The sequence below is a fragment of the Streptomyces sp. NPDC001843 genome, from assembly GCF_042891955.1.
Classification (GTDB): Bacteria; Actinomycetota; Actinomycetes; order Streptomycetales; family Streptomycetaceae; genus Streptomyces.
Genome location: NZ_JBIATQ010000003.1, coordinates 316,189 through 338,172 on the forward strand (window position 1 = coordinate 316,189; position 21,984 = coordinate 338,172).

17 protein-coding genes are annotated in these 21,984 nt (G+C 70.9%); 14 read left to right on the top strand and 3 right to left on the bottom strand.

Annotated elements, in window-relative coordinates; translation table 11 throughout:
* Window positions 1–67: 67 nt before the first annotated feature.
* The 3 genes from ACFYZQ_RS09955 (at window position 68) to ACFYZQ_RS09965 (ending at window position 3,162) form a co-directional block, all read left to right on the top strand.
* Window positions 68–1,198, top strand: a complete 1,131-nt coding sequence (locus tag ACFYZQ_RS09955; RefSeq protein WP_389144009.1) for a 4Fe-4S binding protein — start codon at window positions 68–70, stop codon at window positions 1,196–1,198.
* Window positions 1,195–2,493 (top strand): SNG1 family protein, encoded by a 1,299-nt coding sequence (locus ACFYZQ_RS09960; protein WP_389144011.1) that lies wholly within the window; start codon window positions 1,195–1,197, stop codon window positions 2,491–2,493. The genes ACFYZQ_RS09955 and ACFYZQ_RS09960 overlap by 4 nt, the downstream gene beginning before the upstream one ends.
* 99 nt (window positions 2,494–2,592) lie before the next feature.
* Window positions 2,593–3,162, top strand: a complete 570-nt coding sequence (locus tag ACFYZQ_RS09965; RefSeq protein WP_389144014.1) for a TetR/AcrR family transcriptional regulator — start codon at window positions 2,593–2,595, stop codon at window positions 3,160–3,162.
* Between the two features lie 95 nt (window positions 3,163–3,257).
* Here the strand turns inward: ACFYZQ_RS09965 and ACFYZQ_RS09970 are convergent, their stop codons facing one another.
* A complete protein-coding gene (locus tag ACFYZQ_RS09970) occupies window positions 3,258–3,911 on the bottom strand; it encodes a GPP34 family phosphoprotein (protein WP_389144017.1) in 654 nt (217 codons plus the stop codon).
* A gap of 326 nt (window positions 3,912–4,237) precedes the next feature.
* On the opposite strand from ACFYZQ_RS09970, the gene ACFYZQ_RS09975 reads away from it, so the two are divergent.
* A complete protein-coding gene (locus ACFYZQ_RS09975) occupies window positions 4,238–4,810 on the top strand; it encodes a DUF4232 domain-containing protein (RefSeq protein WP_389144020.1) in 573 nt (190 codons plus the stop codon).
* A gap of 158 nt (window positions 4,811–4,968) precedes the next feature.
* Here the strand turns inward: ACFYZQ_RS09975 and dacB are convergent, their stop codons facing one another.
* Window positions 4,969–6,297 (bottom strand): D-alanyl-D-alanine carboxypeptidase/D-alanyl-D-alanine-endopeptidase, encoded by a 1,329-nt coding sequence (dacB, locus tag ACFYZQ_RS09980; RefSeq protein ID WP_389144022.1) that lies wholly within the window; start codon window positions 6,295–6,297, stop codon window positions 4,969–4,971.
* 517 nt (window positions 6,298–6,814) lie between these two features.
* Here dacB and ACFYZQ_RS09985 point away from each other — a divergent pair.
* The gene (locus ACFYZQ_RS09985; RefSeq protein ID WP_389144025.1) at window positions 6,815–7,222 is read left to right on the top strand and encodes a hypothetical protein; all 408 of its coding nucleotides are present in this window, start codon (window positions 6,815–6,817) and stop codon (window positions 7,220–7,222) included.
* A gap of 100 nt (window positions 7,223–7,322) precedes the next feature.
* On the opposite strand, the gene ACFYZQ_RS09990 is transcribed toward ACFYZQ_RS09985, so the two are convergent.
* Complete coding sequence (locus tag ACFYZQ_RS09990) at window positions 7,323–7,865, bottom strand: DUF4232 domain-containing protein (protein ID WP_389144028.1); 543 nt, start codon at window positions 7,863–7,865, stop codon at window positions 7,323–7,325.
* 286 nt (window positions 7,866–8,151) lie between these two features.
* Between ACFYZQ_RS09990 and ACFYZQ_RS09995 the strand changes: the two genes are divergently transcribed.
* The 9 genes from ACFYZQ_RS09995 (at window position 8,152) to ACFYZQ_RS10035 (ending at window position 21,974) form a co-directional block, all read left to right on the top strand.
* A complete protein-coding gene (locus tag ACFYZQ_RS09995) occupies window positions 8,152–8,517 on the top strand; it encodes a hypothetical protein (RefSeq protein WP_389144031.1) in 366 nt (121 codons plus the stop codon).
* 55 nt (window positions 8,518–8,572) lie between these two features.
* Window positions 8,573–8,944, top strand: a complete 372-nt coding sequence (locus ACFYZQ_RS10000) for a beta/gamma crystallin domain-containing protein (RefSeq protein WP_389144034.1) — start codon at window positions 8,573–8,575, stop codon at window positions 8,942–8,944.
* 273 nt (window positions 8,945–9,217) lie between these two features.
* Window positions 9,218–12,427, top strand: a complete 3,210-nt coding sequence (locus tag ACFYZQ_RS10005) for an alpha-L-rhamnosidase (protein ID WP_389144037.1) — start codon at window positions 9,218–9,220, stop codon at window positions 12,425–12,427.
* 347 nt (window positions 12,428–12,774) lie between these two features.
* Window positions 12,775–14,085 (top strand): alpha/beta hydrolase family protein, encoded by a 1,311-nt coding sequence (locus ACFYZQ_RS10010; protein ID WP_389144040.1) that lies wholly within the window; start codon window positions 12,775–12,777, stop codon window positions 14,083–14,085.
* A gap of 286 nt (window positions 14,086–14,371) precedes the next feature.
* On the top strand, window positions 14,372–16,636 hold the full coding sequence (locus ACFYZQ_RS10015; RefSeq protein ID WP_389144042.1) for a HAMP domain-containing protein: 2,265 nt from the start codon (window positions 14,372–14,374) through the stop codon (window positions 16,634–16,636).
* Between the two features lie 15 nt (window positions 16,637–16,651).
* On the top strand, window positions 16,652–18,133 hold the full coding sequence (gene pgsB, locus ACFYZQ_RS10020; protein WP_389144045.1) for a poly-gamma-glutamate synthase PgsB: 1,482 nt from the start codon (window positions 16,652–16,654) through the stop codon (window positions 18,131–18,133).
* Window positions 18,130–18,612 (top strand): poly-gamma-glutamate biosynthesis protein PgsC/CapC, encoded by a 483-nt coding sequence (locus ACFYZQ_RS10025; protein WP_389144048.1) that lies wholly within the window; start codon window positions 18,130–18,132, stop codon window positions 18,610–18,612. The genes pgsB and ACFYZQ_RS10025 overlap by 4 nt, the downstream gene beginning before the upstream one ends.
* 43 nt (window positions 18,613–18,655) lie before the next feature.
* Window positions 18,656–19,741, top strand: a complete 1,086-nt coding sequence (locus tag ACFYZQ_RS10030; protein WP_389144051.1) for an NlpC/P60 family protein — start codon at window positions 18,656–18,658, stop codon at window positions 19,739–19,741.
* 130 nt (window positions 19,742–19,871) lie between these two features.
* Window positions 19,872–21,974: an ArnT family glycosyltransferase gene (locus ACFYZQ_RS10035; RefSeq protein ID WP_389144054.1), complete on the top strand. Its 2,103-nt coding sequence runs from the start codon at window positions 19,872–19,874 to the stop codon at window positions 21,972–21,974.
* The last annotated feature ends 10 nt before the right edge of the window (window positions 21,975–21,984 follow it).

Consider the following 21,984-nt stretch of genomic DNA (forward strand, 5'->3'; position numbering starts at 1 on the left):
GATCGGTTTCATTGATCGGTTTCTCGCTGTGAGAGCGAGCCTCGAACCCGCGATCCCAGGAGTACGGATGACCGCCGCGCGCAACGCCGAGGGGCAACCGACGGTCTCGCCGCCCAGGCTTCCGGCGAAGCTGGCCGCCCACCCCTCCGTACAGGCCGTACTCGCCCGGCGCGAGGCCGGGGACGCGGTGAGCCCGCCGGCGGTGATCGACGCGGACTGGCTGCGCGAGTTGTGTCTGGCGGCCGGTGCTGACGACGCCGCCGCGGTCAGCCTGGACCACCCGGACCTGGCCGGCGAGCGCGAGCACGTACAGTCCGCGCTGCCCGGCACCCGCACCCTGATCGCGATGGCGGTCCGGATGAACCGCGACAACTGCCGCTCCCCGGCGCGCAGCGTGGCCAACCAGGAGTTCCACCAGACCGACGAACGGGCCAACCACGCCGCCCGCAGTGTCACCCGGGCCCTTCAGGACGCCGGATACCGTGCGCTCAATCCGTCCGTCGGCTTCCCGCAGGAGATGGACCGCTTCCCCGGGGAGCGGATCTGGGTGGTGGCGCACAAGACGGTCGCGGTGGCCGCCGGGCTCGGTGTGATGGGCCTGCACCGCAACGTCATCCACCCGAGGTTCGGCAGCTTCGTCCTGCTGGTCACCGTCCTGGTGGACGCGGAGGTGAGCGAGTACGGGCAGGAGCTGGACTACAACCCGTGCATCGACTGCAAGTTGTGCGTCGCCGCCTGCCCGGTCGGCGCCATCGCCAAGGACGGCGCCTTCGACGCCCTGGCCTGCACCACGCACAACTACCGCGAGTTCATGAGCGGGTTCACCGACTGGGCGCAGACCGTGGCCGACAGCGAGGACGCCGCCGACTACCGCTCCCGCGTCACCGACTCCGAGAGTGCCTCGATGTGGCAGAGCCTGTCCTCGCCGCCCGGCTACAAGTCCGGCTACTGCCTGGCGGTCTGCCCCGCCGGCGAGGACGTCCTCGGCCCGTACCTGGACGACCGCAAGACCTTCATGGACACCGTGCTGCGACCGCTCCAGGACAAGACGGAAACCCTGTACGTCCTGCCGGGCTCACACGCACAGGAGTACGCCCGGCGCCGCTTCCCCCACAAACCCGTCAAGGAAGTCACCGGCGGCTGGCAGCCCCCGGCGAAACGCTCCGCGTCCACCGAACGGAAGACACGTACGTCATGAACGGCATCCCCCCTTTCCGCGTCCTGCGCGCCAAGCGGCTGTGGATCACCAACGGCGTCATCACGGGCGTACTCGCGCTGCTGTTCGCCGTGTTCTACGTCGGCGCCAACATCGATCCGGCCGACCACCTGACCAAGCTGCCCGTCGGCCTGGTCGACGCCGACAAGGGGGCCTCGGTCGGCGGCAAGCGGGTCGACCTCGGGGCTCGGATCACCGAGTCGGTCAAGAAGTCGACCGCGGGTGGGCACAAGATCGACTGGAAGGTGATGGACGAGAAGGAGATGAGGGAGGAGCTCGGCAAGGGCAAGCTGTTCGGCGCGCTCGTCGTCCCCGCCGACTTCACCTCCTCCGCCACCGCGCTGACCGGCACCGCGCCCACCGGAACCCCGGCCCGCCCGGCGCTGACGGTGCTGACCAACCAGTCCGCCGGCAGCGTGGGCTCCGGCCTGGCCCGGACGGCGACGACCCAGGCGGCCGAGAAAGCCTCGCTCCAGGTGGGCAAGGAGCTCACCGCCCGGATCGGGACCACGCAGGCGAAACTGCCCGCGGCGGCACGCGTCCTGCTCACCGACCCGGCCGCCGTCACGGTCGAGGACGGCCACCCCCTCGACTCGCACAGCGGCCTGGGCCTCACGGCGTTCTACTACGCGCTCACCCTCGTGGTCGTCGGCATGCTCTCCGCCAACGTCCTCAGCGGCCAGGTCGACCACGCCCTCGGCTACACCCACAACGACATGGGCCCTCTGCGCCTGCACCGCCCGCTGATCCGGGCGACCCGGGTCCAGACCCTCGCCATCAGCAGCACCCTCATGGCCGGGCTGTCCCTGCTGCTGGGCACCCTGGTCACGGTCGGCGCGGTCGGCGTCATGGGCATGGACGCCGCCCACCTGCCCCTGCTCTGGCTGTACTCGGTGTGCGCCATCGCCGTCACCGGGATCGGCGCGCTCACCCTCCTCGCCGTCTTCGGCACGCCCGGCATGCTGGTGGTGACGCTGGTCTTCGTCGGGATGGCGGTGCCCACGGCCGGTGCCACCACCCCCATCGAGGCGCTGCCCGGCTTCTACCGCTTCCTCGCGGAGTTCGAGCCACTGCGGCAGATCGTCGGGGGCATCCGCTCGATCCTCTACTACGACGCCCAGGGCGACGCGGGTCTGACGCGGGGCTGGGCCATGATGGCGGCCGGACTCGTGGCTGCCGCGCTGTTCGGCTTCGGCGTACTGGGGTGGTACGACCGCAAGGGCCTGCACCGCATCCCGGCGGAGACGACGCCCGACAAGACCGCCGTCCCGGCATAGCGGCAGGTCACCAGGACGGGGCCATTACTCGGCCGCTCCCCGGGACCAGCTGAAAACCGATCGGTTTTCATTACGTCCGCTTGGGGTTAATCTCGCGGTATGACCACCGAAGTGAAGCTGAGCCCCAGGGAGCGGTTGCTGGAGGCGGCGGCCGCGCTCACCTACCGAGTCGGCGTCAACATCGGCGTTGAGGCACTGTGCAAGGCGGCGGGGGTGTCGAAGCGCTCCATGTACCAGCTCTTCGAGAGCAAGGACGAACTCCTGGCAGCAAGCCTGAAGGAGCGCGCCTCCGCCTACGCGGCGACTCTCCTGCCCGCGCCGGACGACGCCCGGTCACCCCGCGAGCGGATCCTGCACGTCTTCGCGCAGGTGGAAGCACAGGCCGGCGCCCCCGAGTTCCACGGCTGCCGGTATCTGGCCGTGCAGGTCGAACTCAAGGATCGGAATCACCCCGCGAGCCGGGTCGCCCATCAGGTCAAGGCGAACCTGACCGCCTTCTTCCGCACCGAGGCCGAGCGGGGCGGGGCGGGCGATCCCGATCTGCTGGCCCGGCAGCTCATCCTGGTCTTCGACGGCGCCAGCACCCGCGCGGGAATCCAGGCCGACAACCTGACCGGGCTCGTCGCACCCACGGTGACCACCCTGCTCGACGCCGCAGGCGTGCGCTGACGCATCACCCGCAGGCTGCTCTCGGCGGAGACCCGAGCCGGCATCACCGCCGAGGCTTTTTCCGGTCTTCAGGACTCGGGCAGCGTGGCCTTCCCCTACAGGGCGGACGCGGCGATGACCGCGACGAGAGCGGCCACTGCGCCCCGGACCGTCTCTCCGAGCGCTGCGGCCGGCCCCTGCCCCTCGGCGATCGCCGTGAACCGGCGTTCGGCCGCTGTCGCATCGGCGCCCACGGGCAGGACGGACTCGAGGCCCGCATGGTGCAGCACCGTGATCAGTGCGGCCGTCCGCTGGTCGGGGTCCTGGCCCCGAGTGAGTACGGCGGCCAACCGCTCGCGCAGAGCCGCGAGCACGGCGATCTCCGCGACCGGGTGCCTGACCGATCCGAACGCGCCCAGGACGCGTCGGCCTTGCTCACGTACCAGCCGCTTCGCCGACAGTCCGTCGTAGGCGGCGGCGAGTGACTGCTCGCGTACGGCCAACAGCCACTCCCGGGGCGTCTCCTCGGGATGGCTTCGCATCCGCTGGGCCACGGCCGCTGCCGCCGGCTCCTTCGGCGCGGGCGCTGGTGTCCGGGCCGGTACGAATGCGCCGTCACGCACCACCACGTGCCCGGCGAAGGTCAGCTCCAGCAAAGCAGCCACCGAAACGGCGAGAGACACCCGCAGTGGCGCCTCCCTCAGGGTGCCACTCTCTTCGTCCAGTGTGAGCAGTACGACCTGCTCGCCGATCGTCAGATCCTCGATCACTTGATCACCCTCCCGACAGGGAGACCAGCCCGGGGAGCTCTCGGTTCCCGAGGGACGCGCCTCCCCGGCAAGGACCGCTTCCGTCCCGGACCGGCATCCCAGGCTTCGTGGTTTGTGCAGGTCATCGGGGGTGGGACCGTTCCACCGTCGCAGGCTGGGCGGCCGCTGTTGTCCCAGGCCCACGAGGCGTCCAATGCTGTGGCTGTCGCACCGGCTGCAGCGGCCGGCCGTCTCGGCTCCCGTCACCGCGCACGGCAAGCCTCTTCATCCGCAGTGCCGGGCGCGGGCGGTCGCGACCTCGTACCGATCAGAAAAGGAACACGCGTATGAAGACGAAGTCCCTTGCGAGCCACCGTGTGGCCGTGGCCGCGGGTCTCGTGCTGGCTCTGGGGTGTGGCGCGTCGGCGCAGGCCTCCGCCACCGGGTCGCGTACGGTCGGCGACGCACGCACCATCGCCGCCTGCACCCAGGAGGTTCTCGGGGTGTCCGCCGTGAAGGAGCCCGCGGACAGCAAGGACGCCAGGCACCTGCTCCTGAGTGTCGAGAACGCCGGCGACAAGAAGTGCAACCTCTACCGCTACCCCTTGGTGCGGCTCGGCGCCGATGCCCAGGCCACGACCCCTGTGATCAAGGACAGCGACCCGAACCCGGGGGTGCCCGTCACCCTTGCTCCGGGTCAGGAGGCATACGCCGCTCTGCTGGTCAGCGGCGGCCACAGGGACGAGTACGAGGCGAAGAGCATCACCCTCAGCCTCCAGGGCAGCAGGCCCGGCACCAAGGCGGGCAAGCCGGTCGACGTTCCCATGCCCGTCCGCACGTTGTACGCGGACGACGGCCAGCTGGTCACCTACTGGACGACTGCTCCCGGTCTCGCCCTGGACTTCATCATGTCGAAGTGACGGACCTCGGTCGGGACGCCCTGGGGCCGGCCCGCGGGGGTGCCGCTCGCGTCATCAGGACATGCGTGCGCCCATCAGCCCTGCCCCCGGACTGGACGGCCACCTCGAGAGGCGACCGCGCACCGACTTCATGGTGCCAGTACGCTTCGGCGGCTGCCCTACGCCCAGCAGCCGTTGACTGTGGCGGCCAGGCCGTCCAGGGCGTCCTTGATGGCGTCCGGGGCGGCTGTGGAGCCGTTCTCGATGAAGGAGAAGACCTTCCAGCGGCCGTCCTTGGCCTTCGTCAGTCCGCTGAGCGCGAGGGCGCCGGTCAGGGTGCCCGTCTTGGCCTTGACCTTGCCGACGGCACACCGGGAGTGGGCGGTGTCGAAGCGGCCCCATTCGGGCCCGAGAGTGCTGCCCGCCTCGCCCGCCACCGGCAGTCCGTCGACGACGTACTTCAGGGTGCTGCTGTGGCGCGGGTCGGCCGCGACGGCGAGGAGGTCGGCGAGGGTCCGTGCCGGGATGCGGTTGGCGCGCGAGAGGCCGCTGCCGTCGTGGATGACGAAGTGGTCCAGGGACACGCCGTAGCGGGTGAGCACCGTTCGTACGGCCGCCGTGCCGCCCTCGAAGGTGGCCGGGCGGCCGGAGGCGAGCGCGGTCATCCTCAGCAGCGTCTCGGCGGCGTCGTTGTCACTCACCTTGAGCATGTGCTTCACGATGACGGACAGCCGGTCGGACTGATGCTGGGCCACGGGAACGTTCCCGGTGCCGGCGGCGCCGCGGGTGACCTGGCCGGTGACGGTGACGCCCTGCTGGGTGAGGAGTTGCGCGAAGGATCGTCCGGCGTCCAGGGCGGTGTCCGTGACCATGCGGCCGTCCACCACCAAGGCCCGTACCGGGGCGACGGTGTCCGGGTAGTAGCCGGTGTTCCAGCCGGTGGCGAGCGTGGGCTTGGGGAAGAGGCTGTCGTCGACCCGGACCTTCACCGAGGTGAGACGCGCGTTGCGCAGCCCCGCGGCCGCCGTCTTGGCGAGCGCCTTGAGATCGCCGGTGGTCAGCGTGCGGTCCCCTCCCCCGACCAGGGTGAGGGTCCCGCCACCGTAGACGACCTTGGTGGTGAACCGGTGGTCGGGGCCGAGGACCGTCAACGCGGCGGTGGCTGTGGCGAGTTTGGTGTTGGAGGCGGGCATCAGAGCGGTGGTCGCCTCGTGACCCCAGACGGTCTTGCGGGAGTCGGCGTCGATGACGACGCCGCCGAGCGTGTTGCCCAGCCGAGTGTCCTGAGCGCGTCCGTCGAGGTTCTTCGCGACCTTCCGCTCGGCGGAATCGAGTGCGGCGTTCTTGGCCACGGGCTTGTCCGCGGCGAACGCCGACGGACCGGCCAGGATCGACCCGGCGACGGGGGCGGTCAGTGCGAGCAGGGTCGCTCGGCGGAGCGACGGGCTGGGAGTTCTGGCCTTGCGGTGCCGTCCACGCGCGGGGGAGGCGGAGGGGGATCTGAGCATGGAGAACCTCGCTGCGCTGTGCGGGGACGGGATGCCTGCTGTGGATCTTGCGAGCGAAGCTAATGACGAGGTTTCAGGTTGTGATGGCTGTTCGGTAAAGAAATCACCGGGTGGCCTCGGCATCGACGACGTCCAGCGCCATCCGGGCCGGGAGCGCACCATCGGCCGGGCGCTCCAGTGGTGCCGGACGGTGTGCGCAAGGCGTCCAGCCGCTCCAGGCGGGCGGCGCGCAGAGTTCGGAGGCGCTGCGGGCGTGTCGCCGGCGCAGACGGTGGCGCGCGGAAAGGCACCTGCTCCTCGCCAACCAGCCCGACCGGGGTGCCCAGGGCTGCATCCGCGCAGCCGCGGGGCCCGGGCCCCGGTCGGCCTTCAGCGCGTCTCAGCGCCCACTTGCCGCTGAAAGCTCGGTGAGGCCTCGGTGAGGCCGTGGTGAAACCCGGGTGGCTCAAGCTCCATCCAGAACGAAGGCGACGCGAACCCCGCTCGGGGCCGCGGAAAACCAAAGGAGCACGCCACCATGGCCATCACCCTCACCGCCCAGGACAAGGACACCCTGCGGACCGCCGCCTACGGCGCCGTCTCCCTCATGGCAGCCGCCGACGCCGCCGGCTCGCCCCACAAGGTCGCGACCCACGGCAGCATCGCCCTGACGTCGGCGACCGGCCCGGTCGGGCACGTGCTCGCCGAGAAGTCGAAGATCAAGGACCTGAACGGCAAGTCCGCGGCCGAGCTCGCCGACCACGTACTGCCGGCCCTGACCACGGCGATGACCCTGCTCAGGAAGCAGGACCCGGCCGAGGCCGAGAACTTCCGCAGCACCGTCGGCGTCGCCCTCGACGCGGGCATGCGGGCCCACAAGGGCGAGCCCGGCCCCGCCCTGACCGAGATGTACCGCAAGATCGCCGGAGCCCTCGACGCCGCCTGACCGGCCGGCGGACCCTGATCGCCGAACCGGATACCCGCGCTGCCGGCGCCAGGGGACCTTCCCTCAGTCCGCCGGGCCCCGAGTGCCCGGCGGAGAGTGGTTACAGCCCGACCGGGTTGAGGTAGGTGGCCGGGTGGGTGGCGCCGTCCTGCTTGAGGATCTGGCCGCCGAACGGCCACTTCAGGGTGAAGTGCTCCGTCTCGTTCGGCGGGGTGACCACGAACTTCGACGGAACGAACTTCTCGTTCTGCGGCGTGGACGCGGCCACCGGGAGCAGGGTGATGCTGAAGTCGGTCGTGGCACCCGGCTCCAGGGTCAGCTTCTCGGGCTTCGCGGCGGAGCGCGCCAGCGACCAGGTGCCGTCGGTCGGCTGAGCGCCGATCATGTCGACACCGGCGAAGCCGTACAGGGTGCAGGTGTGCTTGCTCTGGTTGGTGAACCAGATGAACGCCTGCGTCTGCTTCGTGGTCTGCCCCATCTCCGGCTTCGCGTCGTCACCCGTCGCGAAGCCGGCCTTCAGGTCGGCGGTGTGGCAACGGGCCGGCGCGGCCTTGACGGTGGCGGCGGAGGCCGGGACGGCGGCAGCGGCGGTGCCGGCGACGACGACGGCCGCAAGGGCCACGGCGGTCAGCTTGCTCTTCATGGAGTTTCGGGTCCCCTCGTTTTTACGAATCGGCGCGCGAAGGTCACGGTGCGCGTACGCAGCTGAAGATGCGAAATCCCCGGAAGCGGTTCTGCCTGCCGGATGAGTTTTCTCCCGACGGCCACGACGGCCAGAGCGATCGGGTCATTGCCCTTTCCGCCGTCAGAGTTGCCCAAAAGGGCAGGCCCGGAAAACTCTGCCGCGGCGAAGCAACCTGGCCCACCGCCCACTCGTATCAACAGTCGACCGATTCGCTTTTGTCGACTTCGAAAGGTGGAGGATTTCCATGAAACAAACCGTCAAGCGGGCGGCCACGGCCGCGGCCACGACTGTGACGCTGACGGCGTCACTGACCGCCCTCACCGCGACGAGCGCGTCCGCGATCAATCAGGTCGACTGTGGCCGGGCCGACTTCGTGCAGGTCACATACCATTACGCCGGGTACGGCGACATGGACGTGTGCTTGGCCAACGCCGGGGACTTCCCCCTGCCCGGCAACTCGTGGATCACCCGGATCTCGACCGGCGACAACCGCGTCCAGTGGTTCGGGAACGGGGCGTGGCAGCCCGCCGCAGGAATCAACAAGTGGACCGTCATGACATGGCCGAACCACCCCGGCGGGGTGAGCGCGTCCTGGATCCAGATTCTCTGAACCTCGACGGTTGTCCCAAAGGGCACAACGGCTTTCTGGTAGGCAGAGAAACTCCATGAAACAAATCGCCAAGCGGGCGGCTCTGGCCGCGACGACGACCTTGGCGCTGACGGCTTCACTGACCGCCGTCTCGGCGACGCAGGCGTTCGCGATCAATACGGTGCCGTGCGGCCGTAGCGACTTCCTGCAGATCACGGTCCACTCGACCGACTCCGGCGGCCCCTACGACTGGTGCCTCGCCAACGCCGGGACGTGGGACATGACGGGGTCCAATATGTGGCTCCACCGGATCTCGACCGGCAACAACCGCTTCCAGTGGTACGGGGACGGAAGGTGGCAGCCCGCCACACCGATCGACAGGAACACCGTCTACACCTTCCCGAACAACCCGGGCGGGGTCCGTATGGACCAGATCAGGATCCTCTGAACCACCGGTGACAGTCCCACCGGTGACATCGGGGCGGCGGCCCCCCCCTGACCGTCGCCCCTTTCACTCCCCGGTGGCCCGACTGGCGATTGAAACGTTCAATATCCTCGCACTCGCCCGTGCGCGCCGACCCCGCCCGCCCGAAGTGATCACCTGTCACGTCCGCCACGAAGGAATGGCACGACGATTGACCCCCGCCCCCCTCGGCTCTACGTTACTAACGCCCCTCTAGATTGAATCGATTCATCCATTCCGTGCGGGTGAGGAGTCGTAGTGATCAGCAGGAGGAACTTCCTCGCGGGCGCAGGCGCCACGGTCGCGGCCGCGACCGTCGACGGCGTACCGGCGGTGGCCGCGCCGGCATCCGGACAGGTGCGGGACGGGACGCGGCGGGACGGGCTGCGCGTCACGGCGCCGTCAGTGGAGTACGTCCAGCAGCCCCTCGGGATCGACGTGCAACACCCCCGGCTGAGCTGGCCGTTGGCCTCCGACAAGGCTGGCATGCGCCAGAGCGCCTATCAGGTCCGCGTCGCCACCACCGCGTCGCGCCTGCCGCATCCGGACGTCTGGGACAGTGGGAAGGTCACGTCCGGCGAGTCCGTCCTCGTGCCCTACCGGGGCCCCGGGCTCAAGCCGCGGACGCGCTACCACTGGTCCGTACGCGTGTGGGACACCCACGGGCGGGTCTCCGACTGGAGCGCGCCCTCGTGGTGGGAGACCGGCCTCATGGACGCCGGGCAGTGGACCGCCGACTGGATCTCCGCGCCGGCGGTCCTCGCGGACGCGCCGTCCTTCGAAGGCGCCTCCTGGATCTGGTTCCCCGAGGGCGATCCGACGAGCAGCGTTCCGGCGGCCACCCGCTGGTTCCGCGGCACCACCGACCTGCCCGAACACATCACGGCGGCGACGCTCGCCATCACCGCGGACAACGTGTACACGGTCTCCGTGAACGGGGTCGAGGTGGCCCACACCGACCTCGACACGGACAACGAGGACTGGCGCCGCCCGGCCGTGATCGACGTACTGGACCGGGTGCGCGCCGGTGACAACGTTATCGCCGTCTCCGCCACCAACGCGACCGAGGGCCCGGCAGGGCTCGTCGCCGTCCTTGTGGTCCGTACGGCCTCCGGTGATCAGAGGGTGGTCACCGACGGCTCCTGGAAGTCCACGGACCAGGAACCTCCCGCGCACTGGCGCGAGGCCGGCTTCGACGACGGCGGCTGGCCGGCGGCCAAGGTGGCCGCCGCGTGGGGCGGCGGGCCGTGGGGAAGGGTCGTCCCCGTGTCGTACGCCGTCACCCAGGTCCGGCACGAGTTCCGGCTCCCGCACCGGAAGGTGGCACGCGCGCGCCTGTACGCCACGGCGCTCGGTCTGTACGAGGCCCATCTCAACGGCCGCCGCGTGGGCACCGACCAGCTCGCTCCCGGCTGGACGGACTACCGCACCCGCGTCCAGTACCAGACGTACGACGTCACCACGTTGCTGCGGCCCGGCGCCAACGCCATCGGCGCCTTTCTGGCACCCGGCTGGTACGCCGGCAACGTGGGCATGTTCGGGCCGGGCCAGTACGGCCGGCATCCGGCGCTGCTGGCGCAGCTGGAGGTGGGGTACACGGACGGGTCGAGCGAACGCATCACGTCGGGCGCCGACTGGCGGGCCGCCTCCGGGCCGATCGTCGCCGCCGACCTGCTGAACGGTGAGACGTACGACGCGCGCAAGGAGACCCCCGGCTGGACCTCACCCGGCTTCGACGACACCGGCTGGCTCGCCGTACGCGAGGCCGGCGACGCCGGCCCCCGCCTGATCGTCGCCCAGGTGGACGGTCCGGTACGGGTGGAGCGGGAGCTGACGCCGAAGAAGGTGACGCAGCCCAAGCCCGGCGTCTTCGTGTTCGACCTGGGGCAGAACATGGTCGGCTCGGTACGCCTGCGGGTGTCCGGCGCCGCGGGGGACACCGTCCGGCTCAGGCACGCCGAGGTGCTGGGCCCCGACGGCACCGTGTACACCGGGAACCTGCGCAGCGCGGCGGCGACCGACACGTACACCCTCAAGGGCCGGGGACAGGAGGTCTACGAGCCGCGTTTCACCTTCCACGGTTTCCGCTACGTCGAGGTGACCGGGTTCCCCGGTACTCCCTCGGCGAAGGCCGTCACCGGCCGCGTCATGCACACCTCCGCGCCCTTCACGCTCGACTTCGAGACCGACGTACCGATGCTCAACCAGCTGCACCACAACATCACATGGGGGCAGCGCGGCAACTTCCTCTCCGTTCCGACGGACACGCCCGCGCGTGACGAGCGCCTCGGCTGGACCGGAGACATCAACGTCTTCGCGCCCACGGCCGCGTACACGATGGAGTCGGCCCGTTTCCTGTCCAAGTGGCTCGTCGACCTCCGGGACTCGTGGACCGCTGAGGGAGCGTTCACGGACGTGGCGCCGGTGGTCGGCACCCTCGGCAACGGCACCGCCGGCTGGGGCGACGCGGGCGTCACCGTGCCCTGGGCCCTCTACCAGGCGTACGGGGACCGCCAGGTCCTGCGGGACGCCTGGCCGTCCGTCCGGACCTGGCTGACGTACCTGGAGCAGCACAGCGACCGGCTGCTGCGCCCGGCGGAGGGGTACGGCGACTGGCTGAACGTCGACGACGACACCCCCAAGGACGTCATCGCCACCGCGTACTTCGCGCACAGCGCCGACCTCGCGGCCCGCATGGCCGGGGAACTCGGCGAGGACGCCGCCCCCTACCGCGATCTCCTCGAACGGATACGAGCCGCCTTCCAGCAGGCGTACGTCACCTCCGACGGCAGGGTCAAGGGCGACACCCAGACGGCCTACGTCCTGGCGCTGTCGATGGACCTGCTGCCGGACGCGTCGCGGAAGGCCGCTGCCGACCGGCTCGTCGCCCTGGTCGAGGCCAGGGACTGGCATCTGTCGACGGGTTTCCTCGGTACTCCCCGGCTGCTGCCCGTCCTGACCGACACGGGCCACACCGACGTCGCCTACCGCCTGCTGCTGCAGCGCTCCTTCCCGAGCTGGGGCTACCAGATCGACCGGGGCGCCACCACGATGTGGGAACGCTGGGACTCCATCCGGCCCGACGGCAGCTTCCAGGACCCGGGCATGAACTCCTTCAACCACTACGCCTACGGTTCGGTGGGTGAGTGGATGTACGCGAACATCGCCGGCATCTCGGCGGGCCGGCCCGGCTACCGGGAGATCGTCATCCACCCCCGTCCGGGCGGCGACGTCACCACCGCCCGGGCCACGTTCACCTCGGTCTACGGTCCCGTCTCCACCCGTTGGCGGCTGCGGTCGGGCCGGTTCACGCTGACCTGTGCGGTGCCGCCCAACACGACCGCCGAGGTCTGGGTCCCCGCGCCCGCTCCGGACGCGGTGACCCGCGCAGAGGGGACGTTCCTGCGGCAGGAGGACGGCTGCGCGGTCTACCGGGTCGGCTCCGGCACCCATCGCTTCACCACCTGATCGAGGCGGCGCGGCCGCCCGGGGCGGTGAAGCGGGACTTCACCGCCGGGAACGTCGGGGACCTGCCGGTGGGACCGGTGGGCCCCGGCCTGCCGCTCCGCGGGCGGTCACCGACGCCGGAAACCGGATCGACCTGCCGTCGAGCGCCTGAGGGGAGCGCCGGCGGGTCGTCGGGCGGTGGCAGGCGCTCGACTTCCGGTCTGTGAAGTCGCGTTGGCGGATTCCGGGGTGCGCGAGTCCGACCGCCGCGGCGGCGGTACGGTATGCGGCAGTCGATCGCGAGTTCTACGATCGCTGAACAACAAGGGGGTTTCATGAGACAACGCCGCCCGCGCCACCGTCGCAGAGTGGTCGCCAGAGCGGTCGGATCGGCGGGTGTGCTGGCTCTCGCGCTCGGTGTGGGGATGACACCGGCGATGGCCACCGGGAAGTCGCCGGACAAGGCCGCGGCCACCGGGGCCTCGGTCGGCCAGGCCGACCCGAAGACGCCCTGGGCGCCGGAGAACGACGAGCTGCCGCTGCACCGCAAGGCCGTACAGCCGGAGGGGCTCGCGTCCCCCCGCACGGCCGGGGCCGCCCAGCAGCTCACCATGCCCGCGCCGAGCGGGCCGAACGAGGTGGGCATGGTCGGCCTGCACCTCGTCGACTCGTCCCGTACGGATCCGTACGTGGGCGGCAAGCGCGAGCTGATGGTGTCGCTCTTCTACCCGGCCACCGCCACGTCCGGGCACTACCAGGCGCCGTGGATGCCGTCGATCTCCGGTAACCACTTCCTCGGCACCCGCGGGCTGTCGCCGCAGCAGGTGACCCTGCCGAAGACCGCGGGCCACGTCCTCGCCCCGGTGAAGACCTCGCTCGGCAAGCTGCCCGTCCTGCTGTACTCGACCGGGCTGCACTCGGACCGTGCGATGGGCACCCAGTTCGCCCAGGACCTCGCCAGCCGCGGCTACCTCGTCGTCATCGTGGACCACACCCACGACGCCAACGAGGTGCAGTTCCCCGCCAACCGGCTCGAGCTCAACCGGATGCCGTCGGGCACCCACTCCTCCGACACGCTCAAGGTGCGCGCGGCCGACATCAAGTTCGTCATCAACGGGCTCGTCAAGATCGCCGGTGGCGGCAACCCGGACGCGGGCAAGGCGACGCTCCCCTCGGGGCTGACGAAGTCGGTGGACACCTCCCGTATCGGGATGTTCGGCTGGTCGCTGGGCGGCGCGGCGGTCGACACCGCCATGCAGCTCGACACGCGGATCAAGTCCGGTGCCAACCTGGACGGCCAGTTCTTCGGGACGGCGCCGACCAAGGACCTGGACCGCCCCTTCATGCTCTTCAGCTCAGGCAACCACAACCGCAACAACGACTCGTCGTGGCGGACGCTGTGGCCGCATCTGAAGGGTTACAAGGTCGACATCAAGCTCAAGGGCGCGGCGCACCTGTCGTTCAGCGACAACGAGTACCTGGTGCCGCAGTGGGCGCGCCTGGTCGGGATGTCCCAGACCCAGGTCCAGCAGCAGTACGGCACGATCGACCCGAACCGGGCGGTGAAGGTCCAGCGCGACTACCTCGCCGCGTTCTTCGACCAGACGCTGCGCAAGAAGCACAGCACCCTGCTCGACGGGCCCAGCAGCAAGTACCCGGAGATCTCTTTCGTCCCGTGACGGAAAGCCGACCGGACACCCGAAGGGCCGGGCCTGTTCACGGGCCCGCCCTTCGGCGCGTGAGGGCCCGTGTGTGTAGCCTCCGCGCAAAGTCTCGTTGTCACGTACGACACATGAGGCGAAAGTGTGATGGTTATATGGCTGCCGGGAGCTAGAATGTTCGCATTGTCGAACATTTGGGCGCTCGGCGCCAGTTGAGGAAGGATCCGCTCCCCTGTCCTCCGCACCCCGGTCGCCGCGCCGACACCGCACCCGCCGCCGCGCAGACATGCCGATGCTTGGCGGTGTGCGCCCGCCGATAGCCGCAGTCGTCGTACTCCTGCTGGTGGTCGCCGCCCTGACCGTGATCGGCCTCGACGGCGTCCACACCTCGGGCATCCCGCAGGCCGTACTGAACGGCGAGCAGCAGATCGCCGCGGACACCGCGGCGTCGACGCGCACCGCGATCGAAGCCGAAGCGGGCGCTGTGCGCCGCAAGGCCCACGCGTACCCGGCGACGAGCGCGTCGACCCCCACGACCGTACTCAAAGCGCTGACCGCCGGCCGGAAGGCGTACCTCGGCCGTGCGCTGCTCGACGCCCGCACCGGCAAACTGCTCGCGACCGGCGGCAAGACCGTGCCGCTGGCCGGCGTGGACGTCGCCAGGACGGCGGCCGGGCACGGGCAGATCCCGCCCCGGCTGGTGACGTCGGGCGGCACGCGGGAACTGCTGTACTTCGCCAAGATCACGCTGCCCGCGCAAGCGGACGACCCCGACCAGGACCAGTACCAGGCCCAGAACGGGACCGAGCGGCAGTGGCTCCTGGTGGTCACCGAGGCGCTCCCCGCCCTCGCGGCGTACGGCGACGGACGCACCGCACAGGTGCTGGACGCGAGCGGCACGGTGCTCGCCACCGCGGCCCACGGCACGGCGTCCGCGGCCTCCGCCCAGGGCGCCGCGCACAGCGGTCTGTCCGCGTTGGCGGCTCGCGCGGCGAAGGGGGCGGGGGCGGACACCGACGCCTCGGGAAGCCTGCTGGGCGCCGCCAGTGGCAGCCGGCGCACCGTGGCCGGCTGGGCCCAGGTCGCCTCGGCGACCGGTGCGGGCGAATCCGACGATCTCGGTCTGGTGGTCCTCACCTCCCGCGCGGTGCCCGCCACGACCACCGCCGCCGACTACTCGGGCTTCGCGCTCGAGGCCGCCGGAGCGCTGGCCGTGGTCGTGCTGCTGCTGTGGCTGGTGCTGCACTTCTGCGTGCAGCAGCCGCTGCTCCGGCTGTATCTGTCCGCCGGCCGCGTGGCCCGGGGCGCGACCGGGAGCGGGCCGACCGCGGCTGAGGAGCTGTCCCGGCCGGTTCCGGTGCACGGCTTCGGAGAGCTGGCCCGGATCGGGCGGGCACTGGACGCACTGCGCGGGCAACTGCTCGGCGAGAGCGGCCCGCAGGAGTTCCCGGCCCGGCGCGGACCGGGGTACCGGGCGCTGGCCGTGGGCTGCGTGGTGGTCGTGGCCTGCTGGGCCGTTCCGATGATCTTCATGCTGAACCGGGCGGACACCGCGACCGCGGTTCCGGCTACGGTCCTCGCCGACCAGCAGGCCCGCACCGAGATCGCGACGCACCGGATCCGGCAGTCCCTCGACCAGTCGTACACCGACCTGAGCGACGCGGCCGCGAGCCTGCCGGGCAGGAGCCGGGCCGCCCAGACCGAGGTCCTGCGGCAGTCCCTCGCCGACCACAAGCAGTACCGCTCGCTGTATCTCCTGGACCGCAAGGGCGGCATCACGCTGAGGGTGGGCGGCACCCCGCTGCGCACCCTCGTCCACGTGCCCCACGGCGGCGGGATCACCACCGTCAACACCTCGGGCCGGATCCCGGCGATCGCCGCCTACGCCCAGGTCCGGGCCGTCAAGGGCAAGGCCCCGGCGGCCGGGGTGGTCCTGTTCGGCGAGATCGACGTGAAGGCGCTCAACTCCATTCTGCCCAGGCCGAAGCTGGGCAGCGTCTGGGTGGCGGACGACCACGACAAGGTGCTGGCGTCGAGCGTGGGCTACCGTGCCTTCCAGTCGCTGCCCGAATCCGGTCTGACCCGTCTCGCCCGCGCCACCAAGGGCGCCCCGGGGACCACGGGCACCGCGACCTCGGCGGTGCACGACACGTCCTCCGGGCCATCGGTCGACGCCGCCGCGCCGCTGGCGCAGAGCGGCCCGACCGCCCGTCTCGGCTGGCACGTGGTGACCGCGGAGCCCGCGGCGGCCCTCCAGATCCCCGCGGTGCAGGCCGAGCAGCGCACCATGCTCGCCGGCATCCTGGGCATCGCCGTGGGCGCGGCCGGCCTGGGCTGGCTGCACGTCGTGGTGATCCGGCCGCTGCGCGCGGTCGCCGTGCTCGTCGAGCGGCTCGCAGGCGGAGACCGCCGCACCGTGCTGCATCCGGTCAACCACGACGAGATCGGCTCGGTCACCCGCAGCCTGGAGCTGGTGCGCCAGGCCCTGGCGGAACGCGACCGGGCGGCCAGGGCCGGCCACGCCGCCGGGCCCGCCCGGTCCCAGCGCGAGAACACCCTCCAGCGGTAGAAGGACGGAATCGGCGTGCTTTTCCTCTATGTCATCGTCCTGCTGTGCTGCTCCGGGCTGTGGATCGCCGGAATCCTGGAGCAGCGGCGGCACTTCGCCTCGCTGGAGCAGATACCCACGCGGGTGCTGGTCAACGGCATCCGCGGCAAGAGTTCGATCACCCGGCTGTGCGCGGGCGCGCTGCGCGGCGGCGGCCTGGTCACGGTGTCCAAGACCACCGGCACCGCGGCCCGGTTCATCCATCCGGACGCCACCGAGGAGCCGGTGTACCGCAAGTTCGGCATCTCCAACATCGTCGAGCAGATCGGCATCGTGCGGCGGGCGGCGACCTACCGGCCGGACGCGCTGGTGATCGAGTGCATGGCGGTGATGCCCGCACTGCAGGAGATCAACCAGGAGAAGCTGATCCGTTCCACGATCGGCGTGCTGTGCAACGTCCGCGAGGACCATCTGGAGGAGATGGGCCCGACGCTGGACGACGTCGCCCGCTCGCTCTCCCGCTCGATGCCGGTGGGCGGGGTGTGCGTGACGGCGGAGAAGGACCGGCTGCACATCCTCCAGGAGGAGGCCGACAAGCGGAACTGCCGGCTGATCGCGGTCGACCCGGAGACGGTGACCGACGCCGAACTGCGCGGCTTCAGCTGGTTCACCTTCAAGGAGAACGTGGCGATCGCGCTCGCCGTCGCCGAACTGCTCGGCATCGACCGGCAGACCGCGATGCAGGGCATGTGGGACGCGCCGCCCGACCCGGGCGTGCTCTCCGTGGAGCGCTACGTCACCCCCGAGGGCAAGCGCCTGCGGTTCGCCAACGTCTTCGCGGCCAACGACCCCGAGTCGACGCTGATGAACGTCAAGCAGCTCGAGGACCTCGGCGCGATCCGACGGCCGATCGGCGTGGTCATCAACTGCCGCCCGGACCGGGTGGAGCGCAACGGCCAGATGGGCACGATCGTCCCCGACCTCGCCGCCGAGACGGTGTTCCTGATCGGCCACCCGACCAAGAGCGCCCGCGACGCGATCCCGGACGGCTTCACCGGACGGGTGGTGGATCTCGGCGGCGACCGCCGGGACCCCGAGGAACTGACCGCGGCGATCCTCTCGGAACTCGGCCCGGACTCCTCGCTGGTGGCCATCGGCAACATCCACGGCCAGGGCGAGCTGTTCCTGGAGTGCCTGGCCGAGCTGCCGGTGGACGACTCCGAGGACCCGTTCGACCTCGTTCCCGACGGCGACGGCCTGGACCAGGAGACCATGCAGATCGCCCTGCCCCGCCAGCGGGTCTCGGTGGCCCGGCCGCCCGAGCCCGAGCCGTACAGCTGGGTGGCACCGCTGGATTCACCGACGCAAGCCATCCGCATCCCGGAGCAGCGCGACCTCGCCCGCCGGGCCGCCGAACGCCAGGGCTGGTCCGACGACCAGCGCCACGCGGACAAGCAGCGCCACGCGGACGAACCGCACCACTCCTACGACCCGTCCCAGTTCACGAGGAACCCGTGATCCCCGCCAATCTCAACGCACAGACCGCCGCGCTCGGGATCGCCCTCGGGCTGGTCTTCTCGCTCGTCTGCTACCTGACCACCAACCTCTCCCCCGGGGGCATGATCACCCCCGGCTGGATCGCCCTCACGCTCGTCACCGACGTGCGGATGGCCGGGCTGATGGTCGCCGTGGCAGCAGGCACGTACTTCCTGACGAAGCTGGTGCAGCGCACCGTGATTCTCTACGGCAAGCGGCTGTTCGCCACCGTCGTGCTGTGCGCGGTGCTGATGCAGACCACCGTGATGCTCGCCCTCAGCCACGAGTTCCCGTTGCTGTACACGTCACAGACCCTTGGCTTCATCGTTCCCGGCCTGGTCTCCTACCAGATGGCCCGGCAGCCGATGGCGGCCACGGTCATCTCGACCACCGCGGTGACGCTGGCCACGTACGTGGTGCTGGTCTCCGGTCTGCTGATCGGCGTCCTGCCCACCGGCTGACCCACTCACCCCCTCTCACCTCACAGTCCCAGGAGGATCGGTCATGCACTCCGAACATGCCGGCAGGCGAAGCGGTCAGCCGACTCGCCGCGCCGTGTTCCGGACGATCGCGGGCGTGGCGGCCGCCGGGGTGGCGGGCGGAATCGCCTGGGACCGCTTCGGGCACGGCGGCGACGACGACGGCACGTCCGCCGCCGCCGCGGGCTCCGACCCGAGCGCCCGGGCCACCGGGCCGCACACCTTCGAGCGGCTGTCCTCCCCCGACCGCACCGTGGTCCGGGCCGGCGACGGCGGCACGCTCGCCACGTTCACCGACGGCGCCCGTACTGCCGTACTCACCGGGCCGAGCCGGACCTTCAGCGAGCCGCGGACCACCGAGGCCAAGGTGACCACGGACGCCTGGGTCCGGGTGCTTCCGCACGCGTGGCAGCGGGGCATGGAGAAGTCCGCCTGGTTCAAGGGCTGGTTCCGCAAGACGCTCGTCGACAGCAGCCCGGACGTCTTCGCCGTGGCGTTCCAGTACAGCAGCGCGGGAGCGCCCGACAAGCACAACAAGGACGGCGTGCGCTACGCGGGCACCGCGCACTTCGGGCCGCGCAACTCCGCGGTCAAGAACCCGCTGGACTTCGCCTACTACGACGAGCAGTCCGACTTCTACGACTATCTGGGCATCGACTGGACCTTCCCGGACGGCACGCGCGTGCAGCCGGAGAAGGCCCGCTACGGCTGTGTCGACTGCTCCGGCTTCCAGCGTCTGGTGTGGGGCTACCGCATGGGCATCCCCATGCACGAGACGAACACCAAGGGCGTCGGCCTGCCGCGCCGCGCCTACGCCATCGCCGCCTACGGTCCCGGCCGCGTGGTGATCCCCCACACCGGCACGAAGCAGGCCACCGACCTGGACGCCCTGCAACCCGGCGACCTGGTCTTCTTCGCCATCATCAAGGACAAGCCGGACTTCATCGACCACGTCGGCATGTACATGGGACTGGACGACCAGGGCCGGCACCGCTTCTACTCCAGCCGCTCCGCCGCCAACGGCCCGACCCTGGGTGACCTGTCGGGCCACGCGCTGCTGGACGGCACCGACTTCTACGCCCGCGGCTTCCGGGCGGCGCGCCGGCTGTGACTCGGGGCGTGTGACTCACCGTGTGTGATGTCGCCGTAGGTGACGTCGCCCGTCTGTGACCGAAGCGCCCGAGACCGAGCCGCGTGTGCACCGCCGCCTCACCTGACCTGCTGATCCGAGGACCACTGCCATGACCGCCATCCCCGCCGCCCAGCCCACCGGAGTGCAGGAGAGCCGCCCGGCGGCGAACCGCCGCCCCGGCCGGCCGGAGGACGCCCCGCGCTGGGAGCGCCCGGCGCTCGCCGCGGTGCTGGCCGTCGCCACGGCGCTGTACTCCTGGGGGATCGGGCACGCCGCGCTCCACCCCTTCTACGGTGCGGCGATACGCTCGATGGCCACCAGTTGGCGTGCGTTCTTCTTCGGTGGTCTCGACGCCGCCGGCTCGATCAGCATCGACAAGCTGCCCGGCGCCTTCTGGCCCGACGCCATCTCCGTCTGGCTCTTCGGCCCGCACACCTGGGCCGTCGCGCTTCCGCAGGTCGTCGAGGGCGTGCTCACCGTATGGCTGCTGCACCGGATCGTACGGGCCTGGGCCGGGCCGTTCGCCGCGCTGATCGCCGCGCTGGTGCTCACCCTCACCCCGGTCACCGTGGTGCTCAACCGTGCCACCATCCCGGACACCGCGCTCACCCTGCTCCTGGTGGCGGCCGCCGGGGCGCTGCAGAAGGCGGTGCGCACCGAGCGGCTGCTGCCGATGATCACCTGCGGGATCTGGGTCGGGCTCGCCTTCCAGGCGAAGATGCTGCAGGCGTGGCTGGTGCTGCCGGTCTTCGCCGTCGTCTACCAACTCGCCGCGCCCGGCAGGCCGTTGCACCGGGCCGTGCGCCTCCTGGTGGGCGGGGCGGTCGCGCTGGCGGTCTCCTGCTCCTGGATGCTGATCGCCTCGGCGACACCGGCCTCCAGCCGCCCGTACCTCGACGGGACGTCCGACAACAACCCGTTCGCCCTGGTCTTCGGCTACAACGGCCTGAGCCGCTTCACCAGCGACCCCACCGCGTTCGGCGCCGTCGCGGGCACCGCCGCCAGCCGCACCACCGGCAACACCGGCTGGGACATGCTGATCAACGAAACGGTCGGCCCGCAGATCGCCTGGTTCCTGCCGCTCGCCGTACTGGCCGCGGTCCTGGGCGTCACCCGGCGCGCGGGCAGGCCGCGCACCGACCTGACGCGCGCGGGATTCCTGCTGTGGGGCGGCTGGCTGGCCATGCACGCCCTGGTGTTCAGCGTCTCCAACGGCAACCACGCCTACTACACGGCCGTCATCGCCCCGGCGCTCGCCGCCCTGGCCGGCGGCGGCCTCGCGCTCTTCCGGTCGGAGTACGAGGCGAAGTACGCGCCGGAGCGGGAGGCGGAACACGAGCCGGAGCCGGCGACGGAGCACGAGAGGGAGCGGGAGGCGGAGCACGAGACCGAGCTGGAGAGGACGTACGCGCTGAGGCTGCCGACGACGTACGCGCCGGAGCTGGACACGACGTACACGCCGGAGCGGGAGGCGGAGCACGAGACGGAGCCGGCGACGGAGCAGGAGGCGGCCGGCCGACGGCACCTGGTGCTGCCGGCGGCGATCGCGCTGACGGCGGCGTGGGCGCTGATGCTCGACTGGCCGACCCGATTCGTCTCCTGGCTGCTGCCGGTCGCCGTGATGCTCGCGCTGTGCGGTGTGGTGGGCCTGTGGAGCCGCGGGCCGCGCACCTCCCCGCGCATGATCCACGCCGCCCTCGCCGCCGGGATCGCGGCCACCCTGGTCGTACCGGCCGGCTGGGCCTTCTCCAGCCTCGACCCGCTCTACGCCGGCGCCACCACCTCGCCGATGACCGGTCCGGTCGGCAAGTCGTACAACGAGCATCCCCATCGCGCTCCGCGGAGGATAGGGCTCGACCAGCCCAGCGCCCGTGACACCGCCCTGCTCGACTACCTCACCAAGCACCGCCACGGCGAGAAGTACCTGCTCGCCACCCAGGCCGCCTACACCGCCGAGCCCCTGCTGCGCGCGAAGTCCGAACCCATCCTCGTCATGGGCGGCTTCACCGGCAGCACCCCCTTCCCGTCCGCCCAGCAGCTCGGCAACCTCGTGACCACCCATCAGCTGCGCTACGCGCTGCTCACCACCCAGCGCCCCACCACGCCCGCCACCACCTGGGTGAAGTCCCACTGCACCCGCATCCGGCCCACCGCCTACGGCCTGCGCACCGACGGCACCTTCACCCTCTACGACTGCGCCAAGCACAAGTGAGGCGCCGCCC

Coding starts and splice junctions, on each gene's coding strand:
- ACFYZQ_RS09955 (WP_389144009.1), top strand. CDS start 68: ATGACCGCCGCGCGCAACGCCGAGGGGCAACCGACGGTCTCGCCGCCC.
- ACFYZQ_RS09960 (WP_389144011.1), top strand. CDS start 1,195: ATGAACGGCATCCCCCCTTTCCGCGTCCTGCGCGCCAAGCGGCTGTGG.
- ACFYZQ_RS09965 (WP_389144014.1), top strand. CDS start 2,593: ATGACCACCGAAGTGAAGCTGAGCCCCAGGGAGCGGTTGCTGGAGGCG.
- ACFYZQ_RS09975 (WP_389144020.1), top strand. CDS start 4,238: ATGAAGACGAAGTCCCTTGCGAGCCACCGTGTGGCCGTGGCCGCGGGT.
- dacB (WP_389144022.1), bottom strand. CDS start 6,297: ATGCTCAGATCCCCCTCCGCCTCCCCCGCGCGTGGACGGCACCGCAAG.
- ACFYZQ_RS09985 (WP_389144025.1), top strand. CDS start 6,815: ATGGCCATCACCCTCACCGCCCAGGACAAGGACACCCTGCGGACCGCC.
- ACFYZQ_RS09990 (WP_389144028.1), bottom strand. CDS start 7,865: ATGAAGAGCAAGCTGACCGCCGTGGCCCTTGCGGCCGTCGTCGTCGCC.
- ACFYZQ_RS09995 (WP_389144031.1), top strand. CDS start 8,152: ATGAAACAAACCGTCAAGCGGGCGGCCACGGCCGCGGCCACGACTGTG.
- ACFYZQ_RS10000 (WP_389144034.1), top strand. CDS start 8,573: ATGAAACAAATCGCCAAGCGGGCGGCTCTGGCCGCGACGACGACCTTG.
- ACFYZQ_RS10030 (WP_389144051.1), top strand. CDS start 18,656: ATGCACTCCGAACATGCCGGCAGGCGAAGCGGTCAGCCGACTCGCCGC.
- ACFYZQ_RS10035 (WP_389144054.1), top strand. CDS start 19,872: ATGACCGCCATCCCCGCCGCCCAGCCCACCGGAGTGCAGGAGAGCCGC.